We start from the raw sequence: 6016 nt of genomic DNA on the forward strand, positions 1-6016 counted from the left end.
GCGAACCGCGAACTGCCAATCGCAAACCGCCGACCTAGGAGGACCATGCCCGATACCTCGTCCGACGCCATCGTGACCTCCCTTCCGCCGCTCGCCGACCAGGCGGCACGTTTGATCGAGCTCGGGGTGCCTGAGCTCGCGGGGATACCGGCCGACGAGCTGCGCACCTTCGCGGCGAACGCTGCCGGTGCCGGCACCGGCAGCACAGAGGGCGATGCCCTGCTCGCCATCCACCCGGACCGCGCCCCCGCGTCCGCCCTCGCCCCGTTGCTCCGCCGTGACGGCAAGCCCGGCTTCGTCGTCGTCGACATGCCCGACGTCGATGACTTCGCCCCCGACACCGTCGACCTGCCCGACGCACCGCTCTATGTGGTCACCGGCGTCGACCGCGGCGACCGCATGGCCAACTGGAGCCCGGAGGAGGCGCTGCCGGCCCTGACCGAGGAGGGGCGCAGTCCGCTGCTGCTCCACGAGGGCATCCACTGGGTGCTCCAGCAGCCGCCGATTCTCGAGCGCAACCGGTGCTTCATGACCATCGGGTCCCGGCTGCGCAAGCCGAACGGCACACTGGACGCCCGTACTCCGGCGATCTGGATCAGCAACGGCACGGGACGCGACGGCCGCGAGCGGCGCAATGCCCCGAAGGTCGGCTGGTGCTGGTGGGGCAACCGCCACACATGGCTGGGGTTCGCATCGGCGACGGGCCGTGGAAGCGGGGTCCGACGGCAGGAGCCGTAGCCGCATTCGTTTCAGTCGATACCGTTTCGAGTGAATCGGCGGTTGTACTGTGGCCTCATGCCCGCCGACGTCCCCGCTGTACCAGCCGCCTCGGGTGCGACCGACCGGCCCGGTGACGGGTCGCCGTTTGCTCTCGGTCTGCTGCTGCGCCGGGCGCACTGGCGCGCACAGACGGTGATGACGGAGGCGCTCCGGCCGCTCGGCATCGAGTTGCGGCACTTCGCCGTGCTGATCGTGCTGGTGGACCGCGGGCCCACGGTGCAGCGGGACCTGGCGACGGCCACCGGGACGGACAAGGCCGGAATCATGCGGGTCGTGGACGACCTGGAGCGCAAGGGGCTGGCCGTACGCAAGGCCGTGCACGGGGACCGGCGGGTGCGGGCGGTGGAGATCACGCCGCAGGGCATCGAGCTCTTCGACGCGGCCCATGTGGCGGCGGAGCCGCGGGCCGAGCGCCTGGTCGCCGGACTGCGGCCGGGCGAGGCCGAACAGTTGCGGGATCTGCTGACCCGGTTCGCCTATCCGGCGGACGACGAGGCGTAAGCGCACCGCCGCACCGCCGCACCGCCGCGCCGCCGCGCCGCCGCACCGCCGCGCCGCCGCACCGCCGCACCGCCGCGCCGCCGCACTGCCGCGCCGCCGCGCCGCCGCGCCGGCCAGGCGGGCGGACGGGCCCCGCAGCGCGCCCGTCCGCCCGCCGGTCATCCCTCGCACTCCCCTGGCACTCGCCTGGCGCTCACGCGGCGGCACTCACGCCGCGACGCGCTCCGCGACTTCCTTGGCCTTGGCGGCCGCGTCCGCGAAGGCGCGCGTGCGGGAGGCCTCGTAGAGGGGGACCAGTTCGGACATGGCCGGGTTGCGGGGGGCCATGGTGAGCTCCGGGACGATGAAGTCGAGGTCCAGGGCGAGCGTGCGCTTCAGGACGACTTCCAGGTAGTTCTGCACGAACTCGAAGCCCTCGCGCGGGGTGCCCGGCGCGTACGAGCCGCCGCGACTGGCGATGACGGTGACCGGGGTGCCCTGGGCGGAAGGGTTCTCGCCCGCGGTGCGGCCGAGGAGGAGCACGTTGTCCAGCCATGCCTTGAGGGTCGACGGGATCGAGAAGTTGTGCATCGGAGCGCCGATCAGTACGGCGTCCGCCTCCTCCAGTTCCTCGATGAGCTTCACCCGCTCGGCGAACGCGGCGGCCTGCTCCGCGGTGCGCTCGGACGGGGCGGCGTAGCCGGCGGACCAGGCGGTGGCCGTGATGTGCGGGACGGGGGCGGCGGCGAGGTCGCGGTAGATCACCGCCCCCTGCGGGTGCTGCTCCTCCCAGGCCGTACGGAAGGCGGCCGCCACCGAACGGGACGAGGACGCCTCGCCGGGGAGCACGGACGAGTCGATGTGCAGCAGCGTGGCCATGGGCTTTCTCCAAGGGTGGCGCCCGAGGCGGGGATACCAGGGGCTGACGGGCATGGCTTGAGACCGACCATAGTAAACACGAGACAGTATCGAATGATACCGTCGCGACTGCAACGGAGACGGACGCACCGAGCAAAGAGGAGGCAGGCGACCTTGGACGTCTACGAGGCGGTCACGAGTCGACGGGCAGTGCGCGGGTTCACCGAGCGGCAGGTCCCGAGGGAGGTGCTGGCCCGCGTGCTGACCGCCGCGGCCTGGACCCCGTCGGCGTCGAACGTCCAGCCGTGGCACGTCTATGTGCTGACCGGCGGACCGCTGGCCGAGCTCAAGAAGCGCGCCGGCGAACGCGTGGTTTCGGGCGACCCCTGGGACGAGCCGGAGTACCAGCAGTACCCGCCCGATCTGAAGTCTCCGTACCGCGAACGCCGAATGGCCTTCGGCGAGCAGCGCTACGGCGGCCTCGGCATCCCTCGTGAGGACCTGGAGGCGCGCCAGCGGGCCGCTGCCGCGAACTGGCACTGCTTCGGCGCGCCCGCGGCCCTGTTCTGCTACATCGACCGCGACATGGGGCCGGCGCAGTGGTCCGACGTCGGTATGTATCTGCAGACCGTGATGCTCCTGCTGCGCGCCGAGGGGCTGCACAGCTGCGCGCAGATGGCGTGGGCGAAGTATCGCAAGACCGTCGCGGAGGTACTGGCGCCGCCGGCTGAGCTCATCCTCTTCTGCGGCATGTCCATCGGATTCGAGGACGTCAACCGGCGGGACTCCCGCACGGGCCGGGCGCCGCTGGAGGAGACCGTCACCTTCGCCGACTGCTGACAGCGGCTGTGCTCAGCCGGTCGGGCGGCGCTTTCTTGCCATGCCCACATAGTGCTGCATATGCCACATTGCAAAGACGTTCGCGACGAAAGGCATCTCATGAAGTTCGCGGTCATCGGCGGTACGGGCCTGATCGGGTCGCAGGTCGTCAGCAATCTGAACGCCGTCGGACACGAGGCGGTGCCGCACTCGAAGTCCACCGGCGTCGACGTCATCACCGGTCAGGGACTGGACGAGGCGGTGGCCGGGGTCGACGTCGTCGTCAACCTGACGAACTCCCCGACCTTCGACGAGGCCTCCCCGGCCTTCTTCCAGACCTCGATGGACAACCTGCTGGCCGCGGCCCGAAAGGGCGGCGCCGGCCACTTCGTCATCCTCTCGATCGTCGGCGTGGACCAGGTGCCCGAGCTGGACTACTACCGGGCCAAGTCCCTCCAGGAGACCGTCCTCGCGGCCGGGCCGATCCCCTACTCGATCGTGCGGGCCACGCAGTTCATGGAGTTCATCGACGCCGTCATGTCCTGGACGGCCGACGGCGACACCGTCCGGTTGCCCGCCACGCCGATCCAGCCGATCGCCGCCAAGGACGTGGCGCGGGCAGTGACGGACGTTGCCGTGGGCGCCCCGCTGAACGGCATTCGCAACATCGGCGGCCCCGAGGTCTTCACCCTGGACGAGCTGGGCCGTACGACTCTGTCCCTCAAGGGAGACAGCCGTACGGTCGTCACCGATCCCACCGCCGGCATGTTCGCCGCCGTCAAGGGCGACGTCCTCACCGACAAGGAAGCCCACCTCGCCCCCACCCGCTACAGCGACTGGCTCTCCTGACCGCTCGCACCGGGCGCCCTGTTCGGCTCGCGCACCATGAAAACGTCCACCGCATCCTCGGTCCCGACGGTGAACCCGTGCCGCTCGTACAGCCGTCGGGCCGGACTGCCCTGCAGGACGTTCAGCCGGACGAGGACGCCCTCGCGGTCACACCGCTCCAGCAGTTCGCGCAACACGTCCGAACCGATACCCCGGCCCTGAAGCTGCGGGACCAGGTAGAAGTGCTCAAGCCATCGCTCCTGCCACCGCTGCGGCCGCCGCCTGTCCTCGGCCGGTCGCAGCGCCACGCAGCCGGCGAAAGCGTCGCCCGCCTCGATCACCCAGGTGTGCGCCGGATCGAACCCGTCTCGCAGCCGCTGCCGCACCCGCCGCTCGTCGTACCGCCCGAGCCGCTCAAGATCCGCCCGGAGCACCACGGCACGCAATGCGGCAACCGCCTCGACGTCGTACGCCGATGCCGGCCGAAGCCCCCAGTCCGCCATGACCGGCACGCTATCGCGCAGGGCTCCGGCCGGTGTCAGGGCTCCGCCCGGCCGGCGTCACGTCGATGTCGACGACGATCGGCAACAGAGCCGCGAACGATGTTCACAGCTGCCCGGTCCGTGCTGCCTGGTCCCTGCTGCCCGGTCCGTGCTGCCTGGTCCGCCGACTGGGCATCGCCAAGTTCACGCCGGCCGAACCGGGGGAAGAGGGACACTCGTTGGAGCGGCCGCGCCGCTGCCACCGGGACCTGACGGTCCGGGACGTGTTCGCCTGCGAGGAGAACGCCGAGCGCGTCCTCGCCGCCCTGCACCGGGCGCCGGTGTTCGAGGAGGGACAGGGGCATGACCGCGACACCGGCGCCGGCCCGGCAAGCCGCCCCCGCCGCCCGGATGTGGCCCCTCTACGCCGTCGGCTTCACCACCGCCTTCGGCGCGCACGGCATCGCCGCCAGCCTCGGCGGCCACTCCGACGACGCGGTGACCTCCCTGCTCGTCCTGGGCGGCCTGCTCGCGCTGTACGACGGCGCCGAGGTGGTCCTCAAGCCGCTGTTCGGCACGCTCGCGGACCGGGTCGGAGCCCGCCCGGTGCTGCTCGGCGGCCTCGTCGCGTTCGCGCTCGCCTCCGCCACCTACGTCGCCGCCGACAGCCCCGGCTGGCTGTGGGCCGCCCGCCTCGGTCAGGGTGCCGCGGCGTCCGCGTTCTCGCCGTCCGCGTCCGCGCTGGTCGCCCGGCTGAACCCGGTCGCCAAACACGGGCGGGCATTTGGCAGTTACGGCTTCTACAAGTCCATCGGCTACACGCTGGGCCCGCTCCTCGGCGGTGTCCTGGTGTGGGTCGGCGGTCTGCGGCTGCTGTTCGCCGTCCTCGCGGTGCTCGGCGCGGCGGTCGCGCTGTGGGCGGCGGTCGCCGTCCCGCACGTACCGCCGTTGCCCAAGCAGCGGCAGACGGTGCTGGACCTGGGCCGGCGCCTGGCCGACCCGGCCTTCCTGCGACCGACGGCCGCCCTGGCTGCCGCGACCGCCGCACTCTCCGTGGGCGTCGGTTTCCTGCCGGTCTCCGGCGCCGCCGCCGGGCTCGGCGCGGTCGCGACCGGCGCGGCGGTCTCGGTGCTCGCGGCCTGCGCGGCCGTCGTACAGCCGAAGGCCGGGCGAGCCCTGGACGAGGGCCGGCTCACCGTCCGCACCGGGCTCACCGCCGGGCTGCTGATCACGGCCGCGGGGCTGGCCTGCGCCATGCTGCCCGGCCTGGCCGGCGTCCTCGCCGCAGCCGCCCTCATCGGCACCGGCACCGGCCTGATCACCCCACTCGGCTTCGCCGCACTGGCCGCGTCCACCCCTGCCGAACGGCTCGGCCAGACCATGGGCTCCGCCGAACTCGGCCGCGAACTCGGCGACGCGGGCGGCCCCCTCCTGGTCGCGGCCGCCGCCTCCCTGGCCGGCCTCACCTACGGCTACGCGACCCTGGCCCTCCTCCTGGCCATCGCCCCCGCCCTCACCCTCGTGACCCGGCGACGGGCCATACGTGGAGTCGCGCGGGAGCCGTCCGGCGGGGGGTGAGCCGGTGCTGCGGGCGAGTGGCCCTGAGAGGAGGGTGCCCGAGAGGCTGAGCGCGGCGTGAAGCTCCGAGAGGGACCCGCGGCGTCGGCGCAACCCCGTCGGCCGACCATGCCCGACCTCCCACGCAGGCCGCCGCCATGCCCGGCCACCCACCCAGTCGGCCGACCATGCCCGGCCACCCACGCAGGCCG

The 6016-nt window shown here is 72.5% G+C and carries 7 protein-coding genes and 1 pseudogene; 6 read left to right on the top strand and 2 right to left on the bottom strand.

The features are described 5' to 3' along the window. The first annotated feature begins 45 nt into the window (after positions 1–45). Together ACFY5C_RS07640 and ACFY5C_RS07645 are read left to right on the top strand one after the other, a co-directional pair. Entirely contained in the window at positions 46–738 is a 693-nt protein-coding gene (locus tag ACFY5C_RS07640) for a DUF5701 family protein (protein ID WP_389441662.1), read from the top strand. 57 nt (positions 739–795) lie between these two features. Then, on the top strand, positions 796–1281 hold the full coding sequence (locus tag ACFY5C_RS07645) for a MarR family winged helix-turn-helix transcriptional regulator (RefSeq protein WP_389441664.1): 486 nt from the start codon (positions 796–798) through the stop codon (positions 1279–1281). A gap of 207 nt (positions 1282–1488) precedes the next feature. Here the strand turns inward: ACFY5C_RS07645 and ACFY5C_RS07650 are convergent, their stop codons facing one another. Next, a complete protein-coding gene (locus ACFY5C_RS07650) occupies positions 1489–2139 on the bottom strand; it encodes an FMN-dependent NADH-azoreductase (RefSeq protein WP_389441667.1) in 651 nt (216 codons plus the stop codon). A 153-nt stretch (positions 2140–2292) separates the two neighbouring features. Here ACFY5C_RS07650 and ACFY5C_RS07655 point away from each other — a divergent pair, with 153 nt between their 5' ends. Continuing rightward, positions 2293–2958, top strand: a complete 666-nt coding sequence (locus ACFY5C_RS07655; protein ID WP_389441670.1) for a nitroreductase — start codon at positions 2293–2295, stop codon at positions 2956–2958. 99 nt (positions 2959–3057) lie between these two features. After that, on the top strand, positions 3058–3786 hold the full coding sequence (locus tag ACFY5C_RS07660; RefSeq protein ID WP_389441672.1) for an SDR family oxidoreductase: 729 nt from the start codon (positions 3058–3060) through the stop codon (positions 3784–3786). Here ACFY5C_RS07660 and ACFY5C_RS07665 read toward each other — a convergent pair. Beyond that, positions 3765–4268 carry a GNAT family N-acetyltransferase gene (locus tag ACFY5C_RS07665; protein WP_389441674.1) on the bottom strand — a complete coding sequence of 168 codons (504 nt, stop codon included), beginning with the start codon at positions 4266–4268 and terminating at the stop codon, positions 3765–3767. The genes ACFY5C_RS07660 and ACFY5C_RS07665 overlap by 22 nt on opposite strands. Before the next feature lie 65 nt (positions 4269–4333). Between ACFY5C_RS07665 and ACFY5C_RS07670 the strand changes: the two are divergent. Continuing rightward, a pseudogene (locus ACFY5C_RS07670) lies at positions 4334–4549 on the top strand (Chromate resistance protein ChrB); the annotation flags it as partial. 61 nt (positions 4550–4610) lie between these two features. Next, positions 4611–5825, top strand: coding sequence for an MFS transporter (locus ACFY5C_RS07675; protein WP_389441676.1), 1215 nt, complete (start codon positions 4611–4613; stop codon positions 5823–5825). Positions 5826–6016: the final 191 nt, after the last annotated feature.

The organism is Streptomyces sp. NPDC012935 (assembly GCF_042900345.1).
In the GTDB taxonomy this organism is placed as follows: domain Bacteria; phylum Actinomycetota; class Actinomycetes; order Streptomycetales; family Streptomycetaceae; genus Streptomyces.

Excerpts from the sequence above, each read along its gene's own strand:
- ACFY5C_RS07640 (WP_389441662.1), top strand. The coding sequence starts at position 46 with ATGCCCGATACCTCGTCCGACGCCATCGTGACCTCCCTTCCGCCGCTC.
- ACFY5C_RS07645 (WP_389441664.1), top strand. The coding sequence starts at position 796 with ATGCCCGCCGACGTCCCCGCTGTACCAGCCGCCTCGGGTGCGACCGAC.
- ACFY5C_RS07650 (WP_389441667.1), bottom strand. The coding sequence starts at position 2,139 with ATGGCCACGCTGCTGCACATCGACTCGTCCGTGCTCCCCGGCGAGGCG.
- ACFY5C_RS07660 (WP_389441672.1), top strand. The coding sequence starts at position 3,058 with ATGAAGTTCGCGGTCATCGGCGGTACGGGCCTGATCGGGTCGCAGGTC.
- ACFY5C_RS07665 (WP_389441674.1), bottom strand. The coding sequence starts at position 4,268 with ATGGCGGACTGGGGGCTTCGGCCGGCATCGGCGTACGACGTCGAGGCG.
- ACFY5C_RS07675 (WP_389441676.1), top strand. The coding sequence starts at position 4,611 with ATGACCGCGACACCGGCGCCGGCCCGGCAAGCCGCCCCCGCCGCCCGG.